Source organism: Arthrobacter sp. FW306-1B-G06A, assembly GCF_058781765.1.
In genome coordinates this window covers 47,405-60,767 of the sequence record NZ_JBYSXB010000034.1, presented here as the reverse complement: position 1 = coordinate 60,767, position 13,363 = coordinate 47,405, and the positions used below count along the sequence as shown (strand labels likewise).

Annotated in this window: 13 protein-coding genes; 9 read left to right on the top strand and 4 right to left on the bottom strand. The window is 65.0% G+C overall.

Annotated elements, in window-relative coordinates:
• The first annotated feature begins 137 nt into the window (after positions 1–137).
• The 7 genes from AC3WJM_RS17180 to bcp all read left to right on the top strand — a co-directional run bounded on the left by AC3WJM_RS17180 (position 138) and on the right by bcp (position 7,730).
• Positions 138–941, top strand: a complete 804-nt coding sequence (locus AC3WJM_RS17180; protein WP_492272479.1) for a hydroxypyruvate isomerase family protein — start codon at positions 138–140, stop codon at positions 939–941.
• 123 nt (positions 942–1,064) lie between these two features.
• The gene (locus tag AC3WJM_RS17175) at positions 1,065–1,943 is read left to right on the top strand and encodes a 2-hydroxy-3-oxopropionate reductase (protein WP_306961994.1); all 879 of its coding nucleotides are present in this window, start codon (positions 1,065–1,067) and stop codon (positions 1,941–1,943) included.
• Positions 1,944–2,075: 132 nt separating this feature from the next.
• Positions 2,076–3,854, top strand: coding sequence for a glyoxylate carboligase (gene gcl, locus AC3WJM_RS17170; RefSeq protein WP_307055490.1), 1,779 nt, complete (start codon positions 2,076–2,078; stop codon positions 3,852–3,854).
• Positions 3,855–3,876: 22 nt separating this feature from the next.
• Positions 3,877–5,115 carry a glycerate kinase gene (locus tag AC3WJM_RS17165; protein WP_492272478.1) on the top strand — a complete coding sequence of 413 codons (1,239 nt, stop codon included), beginning with the start codon at positions 3,877–3,879 and terminating at the stop codon, positions 5,113–5,115.
• Positions 5,108–6,469, top strand: coding sequence for an allantoinase AllB (gene allB / locus AC3WJM_RS17160; RefSeq protein WP_492272477.1), 1,362 nt, complete (start codon positions 5,108–5,110; stop codon positions 6,467–6,469). Before AC3WJM_RS17165 ends, allB begins: the two co-directional genes overlap by 8 nt.
• 9 nt (positions 6,470–6,478) lie before the next feature.
• A complete protein-coding gene (locus tag AC3WJM_RS17155) occupies positions 6,479–7,195 on the top strand; it encodes a winged helix-turn-helix domain-containing protein (protein ID WP_332602951.1) in 717 nt (238 codons plus the stop codon).
• Positions 7,196–7,262: 67 nt separating this feature from the next.
• A complete protein-coding gene (bcp, locus tag AC3WJM_RS17150; RefSeq protein WP_306962004.1) occupies positions 7,263–7,730 on the top strand; it encodes a thioredoxin-dependent thiol peroxidase in 468 nt (155 codons plus the stop codon).
• Positions 7,731–8,013: 283 nt separating this feature from the next.
• On the opposite strand, the gene AC3WJM_RS17145 is transcribed toward bcp, so the two are convergent.
• The gene (locus AC3WJM_RS17145) at positions 8,014–9,108 is read right to left on the bottom strand and encodes a pyridoxal-phosphate-dependent aminotransferase family protein (RefSeq protein ID WP_492272476.1); all 1,095 of its coding nucleotides are present in this window, start codon (positions 9,106–9,108) and stop codon (positions 8,014–8,016) included.
• 343 nt (positions 9,109–9,451) lie between these two features.
• On the opposite strand from AC3WJM_RS17145, the gene uraD reads away from it, so the two are divergent.
• Both uraD and uraH read left to right on the top strand, forming a co-directional pair.
• Positions 9,452–9,982 carry a 2-oxo-4-hydroxy-4-carboxy-5-ureidoimidazoline decarboxylase gene (gene uraD, locus AC3WJM_RS17140; protein ID WP_284991923.1) on the top strand — a complete coding sequence of 177 codons (531 nt, stop codon included), beginning with the start codon at positions 9,452–9,454 and terminating at the stop codon, positions 9,980–9,982.
• Complete coding sequence (gene uraH / locus AC3WJM_RS17135; protein ID WP_265979873.1) at positions 9,979–10,320, top strand: hydroxyisourate hydrolase; 342 nt, start codon at positions 9,979–9,981, stop codon at positions 10,318–10,320. Before uraD ends, uraH begins: the two co-directional genes overlap by 4 nt.
• Positions 10,321–10,373: 53 nt before the next feature.
• On the opposite strand, the gene AC3WJM_RS17130 is transcribed toward uraH, so the two are convergent.
• The 3 genes from AC3WJM_RS17130 to AC3WJM_RS17120 are packed head-to-tail and all read right to left on the bottom strand — an operon-like array spanning position 10,374 to position 13,361.
• Positions 10,374–11,156 carry a 3-oxoacyl-ACP reductase gene (locus AC3WJM_RS17130; protein WP_171983479.1) on the bottom strand — a complete coding sequence of 261 codons (783 nt, stop codon included), beginning with the start codon at positions 11,154–11,156 and terminating at the stop codon, positions 10,374–10,376.
• A gap of 43 nt (positions 11,157–11,199) precedes the next feature.
• The gene (locus tag AC3WJM_RS17125; protein WP_492272475.1) at positions 11,200–12,564 is read right to left on the bottom strand and encodes an aldehyde dehydrogenase family protein; all 1,365 of its coding nucleotides are present in this window, start codon (positions 12,562–12,564) and stop codon (positions 11,200–11,202) included.
• The gene (locus AC3WJM_RS17120; protein ID WP_306962014.1) at positions 12,561–13,361 is read right to left on the bottom strand and encodes a gamma-glutamyl-gamma-aminobutyrate hydrolase family protein; all 801 of its coding nucleotides are present in this window, start codon (positions 13,359–13,361) and stop codon (positions 12,561–12,563) included. Before AC3WJM_RS17120 ends, AC3WJM_RS17125 begins: the two co-directional genes overlap by 4 nt.
• Positions 13,362–13,363: the final 2 nt, after the last annotated feature.

Genomic DNA, 13,363 nt, shown 5'->3' with positions numbered 1-13,363 from the left:
CACCCCCTCCTTCCCTAAACTTTTCATAAAGCAGAATCTAAATTCCACAAAGCGGAAATCGACAAAGGCGAACTAGCCCAAGAGAACAAGCCAAGTGGAAGATAGATCCCAAGCCCTCCCCCGGAAGGACACCTACGATGACGTACACAGTGAACTGCTCCATCCTCCTGACGGAGCTGCCCCTGCTCGAGCGCCCCGCAGCCGCGAAGGCTGCCGGCTTTGACGCCGTCGAATTCTGGTGGCCCTTTGAGACTTCCATCCCGTCGGACGCCCAGGTCACCGAGTTCGAGAACGCCATCAAGGACGCTGGCGTTCAGCTCACCGGCCTGAACTTCAACGCCGGCAACATGCCCGGCGGTGACCGCGGCCTGGTTTCCTGGCCCGCCCGCTCCTCCGAATTCCTGGACAACATCGACGTCGTCGCAGGCATCGGCGAGCGGCTCGGTTGCAAGGCATTCAACGCGCTCTACGGCAACCGCGTGGACGGCGAATCGGCCGAGAAGCAGGACGCCATCGGCGCCGAGAACCTGGCCAGTGCCGCGGAAGGCGTCGCACGCATCGGCGGCACCGTCCTCCTTGAACCGGTCAGCGGCGCCCCCAAGTACCCGCTTCTCAAGGCCGCCGACGCCCTCAAGGTGATCGCCCGCGTCAAGGAAGAATCCGGCGCCACGAACGTCAAGCTCCTCGCCGACTTCTACCACCTGGCAGTCAACGGGGACGACGTCGCAGCCGTCATCGAAAACCATGCCAAGGACTTCGGCCACATCCAGATCGCCGACAACCCCGGCCGCGGGGCTCCCGGAACCGGCGAGCTTCCCCTCGGCGAATGGATCGCCCGCAGCCGCGAACTCGGCTACGAAGGCTACATCGGCCTCGAATACAAGGAACCGCAGGAAACGGCCTTCAGCTGGGCCATCCGCCAGCGCGCCACCTCCCACTAGCGAACCCCCACGACCCAACTGAGTAGCAGTTGATGTCGTTTAGAGCCCTCAAAACGACATCAACTGCGAGCTAGTTGGGTCCAGCACACTTGAGCTAAAACAAAGACTTCAGTAAGGAAAATCATGAGCAACGTTGCAGTTATCGGACTCGGAATCATGGGCCTCCCCATGGCCATCAACCTGGTCAAGGCCGGCCACACCGTCACCGGTTTCAACCGTAGCCAGGACAAGATCGACAAGCTCGTCTCCGAAGGCGGCAAGGGTGCCACGAGCATCGCCGACGCCGTCAAGGACGCCGACGTCGTCATCACCATGGTGCCGGACTCCCCCGACGTCGAAGGTGTCGTCAGCGGCCCGGACGGCGTCTTCGCCAACGCGAAGAAGGGCACCCTCTGGATCGACGCAAGCAGCATCCGCCCGGACGTCGCGGCCCGCCTCTCGGCAGACGCCGTCGCCGCCGGCATCCGCCCGCTCGACGCCCCGGTTTCCGGTGGCGAACAGGGTGCCATCGACGCCGTCCTCTCCATCATGGTCGGCGGCGACGCAGACGACTTCGAAGCAGCACAGGATGTCCTCAACGCCGTCGGCAAGACCATCGTCCACGTCGGCCCCTCCGGCTCCGGCCAGACCGTCAAGGCAGCCAATCAGCTGATCGTGGCCGTCAACATCGAGGTCCTCGGCGAGGCTATCGCCTTCCTTGAGGCCTACGGCGTGGACACGGACGCAGCCCTCAAGGTCCTCGGCGGCGGCTTGGCCGGCTCCAAGGTCCTCGACCAGAAGGGCCAGAAGATGCTCGACCGCAACTTCGACCCCGGCTTCCGCCTTGCCCTCCACCACAAGGACCTCGGCATCGTCACCTCCGCAGCCCGCGAAGCCAACGTCGCAATCCCGCTCGGCGCCGTCGTCGCACAGCTCGTCGCCGCCACTGTCAACCAGGGCGACGGCGGACTCGACCACTCCGGCCTCTTCAAGCAGGTCCTCCAGCTCAGCGGCCGCAAGTAAGCCGCCCGCCCCAAAGGGCGGAAACAAGCGAAAACCAGCAGCCCGCGGAGGGGATTTCCGCCGCCGGCTCCCCCAGACACACCCAAAAATCCGCCCGAAGCGGGCAAAAACAGACTTTTCAAGGAGCACACCATGACGAAGATGCGCACTGTAGACGCAGCCGTCGCCATCTTGGCAAAGGAAGGCGCCATCGAGGCGTTCGGCCTGCCAGGCGCGGCAATCAACCCCTTCTATTCCGCGATGCGGGCACACGGCGGCATCCGCCACACCCTGGCCCGCCACGTTGAAGGCGCCAGCCACATGGCTGACGGCTACTCCCGTGCGGCGGACGGAAACATCGGTATCTGCATCGGCACCTCGGGCCCTGCAGGAACGGACATGATCACCGGCCTGTACGCAGCCTGGGCAGATTCCATCCCCATGCTCTGCATCACCGGCCAGGCCCCCGTTGCCAAGCTGCACAAGGAAGACTTCCAGGCCGTGGACATCGAGTCCATCGCCAAGCCGGTCACCAAGATGGCCATGACCATCCTGGAACCGGGCCAGGTTCCGGGCGCCTTCCAGAAGGCTTTCCAGTTGATGCGCTCAGGCCGTCCGGGCCCGGTCCTGCTGGACCTGCCGTTCGACGTGCAGATGGCCGAGATCGAGTTCGACATAGACGCCTACGAGCCCATCGTCGTCGAAAAGCCGAAGGCCAGCCGCAAGCAGCTGGAAAAGGCGCTGGACATGCTCACCGCGGCTGAGCGCCCGCTGATCGTCGCCGGTGGCGGCATCATTAACGCCGGTGCCTCCGCGCAGCTGGTTGAACTGGCCGAACTGCTGAACGTTCCGGTCATCCCCACCCTGATGGGCTGGGGCACCATCCCGGACGACCACGTGCTGATGGCCGGCATGGTGGGCCTGCAGACCTCGCACCGCTACGGCAACGAGACCATGCTGGCCTCGGACTTCGTGATCGGCATCGGCAACCGCTGGGCCAACCGCCACACCGGCGGCCTGGACACGTACACCGCGGGCCGCAAGTTCGTGCACATCGACATCGAGCCCACGCAGATCGGCCGCGTGTTCTCGCCGGACTTCGGTATCGCGTCCGACGCCGGTGCGGCGCTGGACGGGCTGATCGAGCTGGCACGCGAGCGCCAGGCAGCGAAGTCCCTGCCGGACTACTCCGCTTGGGTCGCCGAGTGCACCGCCCGCAAGGGATCGCTGCAGCGCAAGACCCACTTCGAGAACGTGCCGATCAAGCCGCAGCGCGTCTACGAAGAAATGAACAAGGCGTTCGGCAAGGACACCACGTATGTGTCCACCATCGGCCTCTCGCAGATCGCCGGTGCGCAGCTGCTGCACGTCTTCGGCCCGCGCAAGTGGATCAATGCCGGCCAGGCAGGCCCCCTGGGCTGGACCGCCCCGGCCGCCCTCGGCGTCGTTCGCGGCAAGCCGGACGAGACCGTTGTTGCCCTGTCCGGTGACTACGACTTCCAGTTCATGATCGAAGAGCTGGCCGTGGGCGCACAGTTCAACCTGCCGTACATCCACGTGGTGGTGAACAACTCGTACCTGGGCCTGATCCGCCAATCGCAGCGCGGCTTCAACATGGAACAGAACGTGTCCCTGGCGTTCGAGAACATCAACTCCCCGGAAACCAACGGCTATGGCGTGGACCACGTCAAGGTCGCCGAAGGCCTGGGCTGCAAGGCCATCCGCGTGGAAAACCCGTCCGACCTGCCTGCCGCCTTCGACAAGGCCAAGGCGCTCATGGGCGAGTTCAAGGTTCCCGTGGTGGTTGAAGTGATCCTTGAAAAGGTCACCAACATCTCCATGGGCGTTGAAATCAACGGTGTGAACGAGTTCGAAGATCTGGCCGAGCGCGGGGCGGACGCCCCCACTTCGATCATCTCGATGCTGGACTAGTAAGTACTGAAGGAGGTACGGAATGCGTGTGGTCATAGCCCCGGACAAGTTCAAGGGATCGCTGTCAGCTCCCGAGGTCGCCAGCCGCTTGAGCGCCGGATTGCGGGCAGGTTTTGCCGCTGGCAGCGCAGCGGCGAGTTTGCCAGCCGAGGGCTTTGAAACCACGCTCATTCCAGTGGCCGACGGCGGCGAGGGGACTCTCGACGCCGCCGTCGGCTCCGGCTTCACCCGCCGCAGCACGACGGTCACCGGACCCACGGGCCAGCCGATCACGGCCGAGTTCGCGGTCCGCGGCGAGGAAGCCGTCATTGAAATGGCTGCGGCCTCCGGGCTTGCGGTGCTGCCGGGCTTCGGCGACGGCAGCGCCCCGAATACCGAAACGGCCAAGAGCTCCACAAGCCTGGGCACGGGCGAACTCATCCGCGCCGCCCTGGACCTCGGCTGCCGGCACATCATCCTCGGCGTCGGCGGGAGTGCCAACACCGACGGCGGCGCCGGCGTCCTGCAGGCCCTCGGCGCCGTCCTACTCGACGCCGAAGGGAACGAACTCCCCGGCGGCGGCGCGGCCCTGGCCCGCCTGGACCGGATCGACTTCTCGAACCTCGACGTCCGCTTGGAGGTCACCGAGTTCGTCCTGGCGTCCGACGTCGACAATCCCCTTTTGGGCCGCACCGGCGCCGCCGCGATCTTCGGACCGCAGAAGGGCGCGACGCCGGACGATGTCGCCTCGCTCGACGCGGCTCTGGCCCACTTCGTCCAGGTCCTCGCCAACGAGATCGGCTCCGAAGCCCAGGACGCCGCACAGGCTCCGGGCGCTGGTGCGGCAGGCGGCGTCGGCTACATCGCCATCGCGGCGCTGGGCGCGGCACGCAGGCCGGGCATCGACGTCGTGCTCGAATTCACTGAACTCGAGCAGCGGTTGGCCGGCGCGGACCTGGTGATCACCGGCGAAGGCAGCCTCGACGAACAAAGCCTGCTCGGCAAAACGCCGATGGGCGTGGCGCGGGCGGCGGCGCGATCGGGGATCCCTGTGATTGCCGTCTGCGGCCGCAGTACGCTGAGCCCGGAACAACTTTCGGAGTCCGGTTTCGAGTCGGTCCACGCATTGACCGAGCTCGAATCCAATGTAGAGAAATGTATAGCTGAAGCAGGGCCGCTGCTTGAAGAATTGGGTAAGCACATCGGCGTGCGCCTCTCTGAAAAAGCGGTATCCACCCAAGACGCAGCGCGAACCGAGACCAAGGAGCAACTCCATGTCTGAAGAAACCACCACGGCACACGGCCCGTTTGACCTGGTCATCCGCGGCCAGCGCATCCTCACCACCGCCGGTATCACCGCTCGCGAAGTCGGCGTCCGCAAGGGCGTGATCGTCGCTATCGAGCCTTTGGGCAACGGCCTGCAGGGCACCGAAATCATCGAGCTCGGCGACGACGAAACCCTCATCCCCGGCCTCGTTGACACCCACGTTCACGTCAACGAGCCCGGCCGCACCGAATGGGAAGGCTTCGCCTCCGCCACGCGCGCTGCGGCAGCCGGCGGCGTCACCACCATCATCGACATGCCGCTGAACTCCATTCCGCCCACCACCAACGTGGAAGGCCTGAAGCTCAAGCGCGAAGTTGCCGAGGACCAGGCGTTCGTGGACGTCGGATTCTGGGGCGGCGCCATCCCGGGCAACAAGAAGGACCTCCGCCCGCTGCATGACGAGGGCGTCTTCGGCTTCAAGTGCTTCCTGCTCCACTCCGGTGTGGACGAGTTCCCGCACCTGGACGCGGACGAGATGGAAGAGGACATGGCGGAGCTCAAGTCCTTCGACTCCCTCATGATCGTCCACGCCGAGGACTCCCACGCGATCGACCACGCACCCCACCCCGGCGGCGCGCACTACTCCACTTTCCTTGCCTCCCGCCCGCGCGGCGCCGAGAACAAGGCCATCGCCGAGGTCATCGAACGTGCCCGCTGGACCGGTGCACGTGCGCACATACTGCACCTCTCGTCGTCGGACGCCCTCCCGATGATCGCTTCGGCAAAGCGCGACGGCGTGCACCTCACCGTTGAAACCTGCCCGCACTACCTCACCCTCATGGCCGAGGAAATCCCCGACGGCGCCACCGCGTACAAGTGCTGCCCGCCCATCCGCGAGGCCTCCAACCGCGAGCTGCTCTGGCAGGGCCTACAGGACGGCACCATCGACTGCATCGTCTCGGACCACTCGCCCTCGACGCTTGACCTGAAGGACCTGGAAAACGGCGACTTCGCCGTGGCCTGGGGCGGGGTCTCCTCGTTGCAGCTGGGGCTCTCTCTGATCTGGACCGAAGCCCGGCACCGCGGCATCACCCTGGAGCAGGTGGTTTCCTGGATGTCCGAGAAGCCTGCCGCCTTGGCCCGCCTGCACAATAAAGGCCAGCTGGCGCTCGGGTACGACGCTGATTTCTCCATCTTCGCGCCCGACGACGCGTTCGTCGTCGACGTCAAGAAGCTCAAGCACAAGAACCCGATCACGCCGTACGACGGCAAGGCGCTCTCCGGCGTCGTACGCAAAACGTACCTGCGCGGCAGCGAGATCGACGGCCGGACGCCCAGCGGCAAGCTGATTCGCCGCGGCGGCGTGTAAGGCCAAGCCATGGCCGTCAACGTCCATGCCCCGTACGGGCAACTGCCCGCACGGCTCAACGCCTCGCGGCACCAGCCCGCCCCCCGGCCTTCCGCGCTTCGGCCCGGTCTGGTTCGGCCCGGGATGCACCCGCGCGGACTCGCCGTGTGGGTACAGCCCGGCGAAGGCCGCGAGATCGATCCCGAGGTTTGGGCCCGGGCCGCTGAAGCGGTCCTGGCCCGGGCCCGCAAACTTGCTCCGGGGGCGGAAGTCCTCCTTTGGCCCGCCGCCGGAGCTGCAACGTCCGGTGATTCTTCCGGCTCGTCCGACGGTGCGGCAGCGTCCGACGGCGGTTCGGCGTCGGAAGTGCCCGACGCCGAAAACCGCGCAACCGCTCCGTCGCCGGTCTCCCTGGCCGGACGACGCAGCACCGTGGCAGTAGACCTGGCCGCGAATACCGTCCTCCTCGACGGTGTGCCTGTCAGCTTCACCGCGATGGAACACAGCCTCCTCCGCTACCTCGTGGAAAACCTGTCCCGCCCCATCCCACGTGAAGAATTGCAACGCTTTTTGGAGTCACTTGACTGTCCCGGCGCGGCATTTCGGTCCATCGACGTGTATGTTGGACGCGTCCGGCGCAAGCTGGGCTCAGCCCGCCATGTCATCGCCACGGTGCGTGGAGGCGGCTACCAGTTCGTGCCCGGACCAGGCTCCACCGTCCGCGGACCTGCGGAATACTGCATCTAGGCAGCCCGTTACACCATTAGATTGATCGCCGGCCACGGCGGTTGCCCGACAAGTCAAGGATCGCAACATGACCCAGAAACTCCTCGCCGGAACCCAGGCCCCCGATTTCGCGCTGCTTAACTCCGAAGGCCAGAAAGTTTCCCTGTCCGATTACCGCGGACGCAACGTCATCGTGTACTTCTACCCGGAAGCCGCCACCCCCGGCTGCACCACAGAGGCCTGCGACTTCCGCGACAGCCTTGCCAGCCTGCAGTCCTCCGGCTACGAAGTCCTGGGCATCTCCCCCGACGCCCCGGAAAAGATCGCACACTTCGCCGGCGACTTCTCCCTGACCTTCCCGCTCCTCTCCGACGAAGACCACGCAGTAGCGCTGGCCTACGGCGCCTGGGGCGAGAAGCTCGTGAACGGCGAGGTAGTCGACGGACTGGTCCGCTCCACCGTAGTGCTCGACGGCGAAGGCAAGGTCAAGCTGACCCAGTACCAGGTCAAGGCCCAGGGCCACGTAGCAGCCCTGAAGGCCGAACTCGGCCTGTAACGCCCGCTCACAAATCGGGCCGTCCGGCGTGACGCCCGCTCACCTATGACGACTCCCGGGTCGACGCTCGCTCACCTATGACGACTCCCGGGTCGACGCTCGCTCACCTATGAGGCCAAATAGAGAGTCCTCCTGCAGATCATGATCTGCAGGAGGACTCTCTATTTTCGGCCAGGAGTGAGCGGGCATTTCGGAATTGCCTTCATATGTGAGCGGGCGTCATGGCATGAGCGTCGATATGTGAGCGAGCGTCACGGCATGAGCGTCGATATGTGAGCGGGCGTCAGGCATTCGCGATCGCTTCTTCCAGCGCGCCAAGCACGAGCTTCACCGACGCCCTGTTGGCATTCGGACCCATCATGCCGATCCGCCAAACGGTCGACGTAAACGCACCCGCACCGGAGCCGATTTCCATACTGAAGTTCTCCAGAAGGTAGGCGCGGACGGCGGCCGAGTCCACGCCGTCGGGCACTTTGACCGTGGTGAGGCTCGGCAATCGCGAGCCCTCCGCGGCAAACAGCTCGAGCCCCATCGCTTCGAGGCCGTCGCGCAACTCGGCCCCGGCGGCACGGTGCCGCGCTTGAACAGCCGCGAGCCCCTCGGCCAAGATGCGGTCAAGTCCCGCCTCTAGCCCCGCGATCATGGTCACTGGCGCCGTGTGGTGATACGTCCGGCTGCCACTCGCCGCGCCAACATACCCACCCAGAAGGCCGATATCCAGGTACCACGAACGCGGCTCCTTGATGCGCCGCTCGAAAGCGCGCTCGGACACTGTGAACGGGGACAAGCCAGGGGGCGCTCCCAAACACTTCTGCGTCCCGGCATACCCGACGTCGATCCCCCAGTCGTCAGCCAGGAGTTCCAGTCCGCCGATGGACGTCACCGCGTCCACGATCAGCAAGGCGTCGCCCTTGCCGGCGCCAAGGGGCGCGACGTCGGACAGGACACCCGTGGAGGTTTCGGCATGGACAGCGGCAATCACCTTGGGATGGGGGTGCGCGGCGAGGACCCGCTCCGCATCCACCGGTTGGCCCCATTCATGGTCGACGCGGACCACCGTGGCGCCGCACCGCCGGGCGACCTCACACATGCGCTCCCCGAAAAGCCCGTTGACGGCAATTACTGCCACGTCGCCGTCGGACACTGTATTAACAAAGGCAGCCTCCATGCCGCCGGAACCAGTGGCACTCAATGGCAGGGTGCGGGCATTCCGGGTCCCCCACACCGTCCGAAGCCCCGCGCATGTCCGGTCCAGTCGCTCGATGAACACTGGATCTAGGTGCCCGATCACCGGATACGCCAATGCGGCCGTCACTTCCGGATAGCAATTGCTGGGACCCGGCCCGAACAGATACCGGGAAGTCAGGACCTCTGGCATGACGGAACTCCTTTGGCTCGTTGCTGACATTGTCCACCAGGCGACGAAGGTGAGCGAGCGTTTCGGTAGAACCCACCGAAGGTGAGCGAGCGTTTCGGGAAACGGCGGCATAAGTGAGCGAGCGTCGCAGAGAGGCCAAAGCGGGAAGGAGGGAGGACCGGGGTGCGGTATTCTCTTGACACCACGGCTGTCATTGGATTCACTATTACGTATGCTGAAATAACAGTTCCATGATGTGGAAGGCCTGGAGTGCGGAGGCGCGCAGGTCCATCCGGCAGGAATCGCCGGAGTTCCGCATAGCCAACACCATGGATGCCAGCACTCGCACGAGGAATGAACAAGCATGCAGCTTGAAGTATTCAACAGCGTGGACCGTGCGGACGCCATCGACGTCCTCCGCCCATGCCTCGACATCCAGCGTTGGGTGGAGCACGTCGCAGATGCGCGTCCGTTCAGCGGCTTGGACTCCTTGCTCGATTTCGCCCGGGAAACCGCCGAGCCGTTCACGTCGGACGAAGTGGCGGCCGCGATGGCCCATCACCCGCGGATCGGCGAACGACCCAAGGCGCAGACCACCGAAGCCGCGATGTCCCGCTCCGAACAGGCGGGCGTCGACCCCGGCGATGACGGAGTCGTCACCGCTTTGGCCGAAGGCAACCGAGAGTACGAGGCCAAGTTCGGCCGCGTCTTCCTCATCCGGGCAGCAGGACGGACAGCCAACGACATCCTGGCCTCCCTCCACGAGCGCCTGACCCATACCGCGGAAGAAGAAGACCTGATCGTGGCCGGACAATTGCGCGAAATCGCCCTGCTGCGTCTTGCCGGCGTGATCAGCGAAGACAGCGGGAGCAGCGAAGGAGAGCCCAGCAAATGAGTGTTTCCCAGATCACCACCCACATCCTGGACACCGGTTCCGGGCGCCCGGCGGCCGGCGTCGCCGTCGTTCTCTCCGTGCGGGACGGCGACAACTGGCGCCACGTAGCTAGCGGCACCACGGACGCGGACGGCCGGATCAAGGACCTTGGCCCTGAGAGGGTCGACGGCGGCAGTTACCGCTTGAACTTCGCGACCGGTCCGTATTACAAGGCACAAGGCGTTGACACCTTTTTCCCGGAGGTGGACTTGAGCTTCACGGTGTCCGACGCCGGTGAGCACTACCACGTGCCGCTCCTGCTCAGCCCCTTCGCGTTCTCCACGTACCGGGGCAGCTAACCCATCGGTTCCCCACCCACCACTGGAGTGGGGAACCGACCTGGAAGCTTCCGCTAGTCGATCGGCGTGACGTAGGCTCCGGAGATTCCGCCGTCAACCATGAAGGTCGACGCGGTAATGAACGAGGCGTCGTCGCTCGCCAGGAAGGCGACCGCAGCGGCCAGTTCCTCGGGCTCGGCGAAGCGGCCCAAGGGCACGTGGACCAAGCGCCGCGCGGCCCGCTCCGGATCGGAGGCGAAGAGTTCCTTCAGAAGCGGAGTGTTGACCGGTCCCGGGCACAGCGCGTTGATTCGCACACCCTTGCGCGCGAATTCGACGCCGAGCTCACGGGTCATGGCCAGCACGCCGCCCTTGGAGGCGCTGTAGGAGATCTGCGAGGTCGCCGCACCCATCACGGCCACGAAGGACGCGGTGTTGATGATCGAGCCCTTGCCCTGCTCCAACATGTAAGGCAGCGCGTATTTGCAGCAGTAGTAGACGCTCGTCAGGTTGACCTCCTGGACCCGGCGCCAGGCGTCGATTCCGGTGTCGAGGATGGATGCATCGTCCGGCGGCGAAATGCCCGCGTTGTTGAACGCGATATCGACGCTGCCGTAGTGGCTCTTGGCAGCGGCGAAGAGGTCGATGACTTCCTGCTCGTCTGTGACGTTGACCTTCACGAAGATGCCATCGACGGCGGCCGCGGCTGCTTCTCCGGCTGCCGGATCGATATCGGCGATGACCACGTTGGCACCCTCCGAGGCAAAACGCTTTGCGGTGGCCAGGCCGATCCCGCTGCCGCCGCCCGTGATGACGGCAGTGCGGTCCTTGAGTCGGTGTGAAATGAATTCGGTCATGGTGATCTCTCCTTGAATGATGGGGCTTCCAAAGTTGGTGGGTTCAGTGCGCAATGAAGACGTTCTTTACGTCGCTGAAGGAATCGAGGGCATCGGGACCCAGTTCGCGGCCCAGGCCCGATTGCTTGAAGCCGCCGAACGGCGTCGAATACCGGACTGAAGAGTGGGAGTTCACCGAGAGGTTTCCGGCTTCCACCCCGCGGGCCACGCGCAAGGCCCGGCCAATGTCTTGGGTCCAGATCGATCCGGAGAGGCCGTATTCGGTGTCATTGGCAATCCGTACCGCGTCCGCCTCGTCGTTGAAGGGAACGACGACGACGACCGGTCCGAAGATCTCCTCACGCACCGCCCGGTCGTCGAAGGAGCCGGGAGCCAGGACCGTGGGCGGGAACCAGAATCCCGGCCCCTCGGGCACGTCGCCTTGGAAGGCTATGGGCGCTCCCGAGGGCACAAAGCCCGCGACGGTTTCCCTTTGCCGGGCGGAAATCAAGGGCCCCATGACGGTACTTTCATCCGCCGGGTCGCCGACTTTGACAGCCCGAACGGCGGGCTCGAGAAGCTCCAAGAAGCTGTCGTAGGCCGATTTTTCCACCAGGATCCGGGACCTGGCACAGCAGTCCTGGCCGGCGTTGTCGAACGCGCCGCCTGGTGCTGCGGCAGCAGCGGCCTCAAGGTCGGCGTCGGCGAACACGATGTTCGCGCTCTTGCCGCCCAACTCGAGCGTCACGCGCTTCACCTGGTCGGCACAACCGGCCATGATCTGCTTGCCGACCCCGGTTGACCCGGTAAAGACGACCTTTCGCACCGCAGGGTGGGTCACGAAGCGCGCCCCCACAACGGAGCCCTTCCCGGGGATGATCGTCAGCACGCCATCGGGCAGGCCGGCCTCGCGCGCCAGCTCACCCAGCCTCATCGCGGTTAGCGGCGTAAGTTCCGCGGGCTTGAGTACCACCGTGTTGCCCGCCGCGAGCGCCGGAGCGAAGCCCCACGCCGCGATCGGCATCGGAAAGTTCCACGGCACAATAATGCCGACAACGCCCAATGGCTCGTGGAACGTCACATCGAGGCCTCCGGCAACGGGGATCTGCCGCCCGAAATGCCGCTCGGGGGCCGCCGAGTAGTAGCTGATGACGTCGCGCGCATTGCCCGCTTCCCAGCGGGCGTTGCCGATCGTATGCCCCGCGTTGCGGACTTCCAGTTGTGCAAGGTTCTCCAGATCGACGTCGACGGCGGCCGCGAACCGGCGCAGGAGCAGTGCCCGGTCCGACGGCGACACGTTCCGCCAGGCCTCAAAGGCGCCAGCCGCGCGGGCAATCAGCGCGTCCGTTTCGGCGAGGGATGCCAGCTCAACGGTTTGAAGGAACTCTTCTGTGGCCGGATTGATGATGTCAAAAGTTGTGGCACTCACGCCCAGCTCTTTTCTGTCGCTGTGAATTCCGTCGATGGGTCGAGGCGCTCAGCGTAGAGTTCCCCGTCCCGGTACCTTCTGGCAGCCTCAATGAATCCTTCGAAGAGCCGCACGTCGGAACGATTTTGTTCAGGATGAAACTGAACACCCAACGCCCAACTTCCTTGGGTCGATTCGACGGCCTCGACCGTCCCGTCCGCCGCACGCGCGGTGACGCAAAGGCCTTCGGCAACCCGGTCAAGAATCTGGTGGTGATAGACCGGCGCCGATGCCTTTTCACCTAGTAGTTGCGCGCTGATGCTGCCCGGCCGAGTATCGAACTCAACCTCCCCGTAGACTCCGGGAGCAGGTTGGTAGTTCGCCTCGGGCAGCACGTCCGGCACGTGCTGGATGAGGTTTCCGCCCAGGGCCACGTTGAGGATTTGCGCGCCGCGGCAGATCGCGAAGAGCGGAATGCCCTTCTCCAAGGCCGCCAGCGTCAACGAGATATCGTGCTCGTCCCGCTCGGGCTGGCTGCGTGTGCTCGGGTGGGGCTCGGCGTCGTAATTTCCGGGGTCGACGTCGGCGCCTCCCACCACAATGAGGCCATCCACGAGGTCAAGGACGGAAGTATCGGTGCCGATGGGCGGCAGCAGGAGAGGGGTGCCGCCTGCCGCCACCACGGCTTCCAAATACGTTGCCGGCAGTACCGCTGCCCGCGCGTCCCAAATCCCCCATTTCGCGTTTTGAAGATAAGTGGTCAACGCGATGCGAGGAGGCCGGCTTGAACCTGGAGCCTGCGTCTGATTCTGAGTCATCG

What these genes read in the sequence shown, in the direction of transcription:
- AC3WJM_RS17155 (WP_332602951.1), top strand. Translation starts at nt 6,479, where the DNA reads ATGGCCGTCAACGTCCATGCCCCGTACGGGCAACTGCCCGCACGGCTC.
- AC3WJM_RS17120 (WP_306962014.1), bottom strand. Translation starts at nt 13,361, where the DNA reads ATGACTCAGAATCAGACGCAGGCTCCAGGTTCAAGCCGGCCTCCTCGC.
- bcp (WP_306962004.1), top strand. Translation starts at nt 7,263, where the DNA reads ATGACCCAGAAACTCCTCGCCGGAACCCAGGCCCCCGATTTCGCGCTG.
- allB (WP_492272477.1), top strand. Translation starts at nt 5,108, where the DNA reads ATGTCTGAAGAAACCACCACGGCACACGGCCCGTTTGACCTGGTCATC.
- AC3WJM_RS17180 (WP_492272479.1), top strand. Translation starts at nt 138, where the DNA reads ATGACGTACACAGTGAACTGCTCCATCCTCCTGACGGAGCTGCCCCTG.
- AC3WJM_RS17165 (WP_492272478.1), top strand. Translation starts at nt 3,877, where the DNA reads ATGCGTGTGGTCATAGCCCCGGACAAGTTCAAGGGATCGCTGTCAGCT.
- AC3WJM_RS17145 (WP_492272476.1), bottom strand. Translation starts at nt 9,108, where the DNA reads ATGCCAGAGGTCCTGACTTCCCGGTATCTGTTCGGGCCGGGTCCCAGC.
- AC3WJM_RS17175 (WP_306961994.1), top strand. Translation starts at nt 1,065, where the DNA reads ATGAGCAACGTTGCAGTTATCGGACTCGGAATCATGGGCCTCCCCATG.
- uraH (WP_265979873.1), top strand. Translation starts at nt 9,979, where the DNA reads ATGAGTGTTTCCCAGATCACCACCCACATCCTGGACACCGGTTCCGGG.
- AC3WJM_RS17130 (WP_171983479.1), bottom strand. Translation starts at nt 11,156, where the DNA reads ATGACCGAATTCATTTCACACCGACTCAAGGACCGCACTGCCGTCATC.
- gcl (WP_307055490.1), top strand. Translation starts at nt 2,076, where the DNA reads ATGACGAAGATGCGCACTGTAGACGCAGCCGTCGCCATCTTGGCAAAG.
- uraD (WP_284991923.1), top strand. Translation starts at nt 9,452, where the DNA reads ATGCAGCTTGAAGTATTCAACAGCGTGGACCGTGCGGACGCCATCGAC.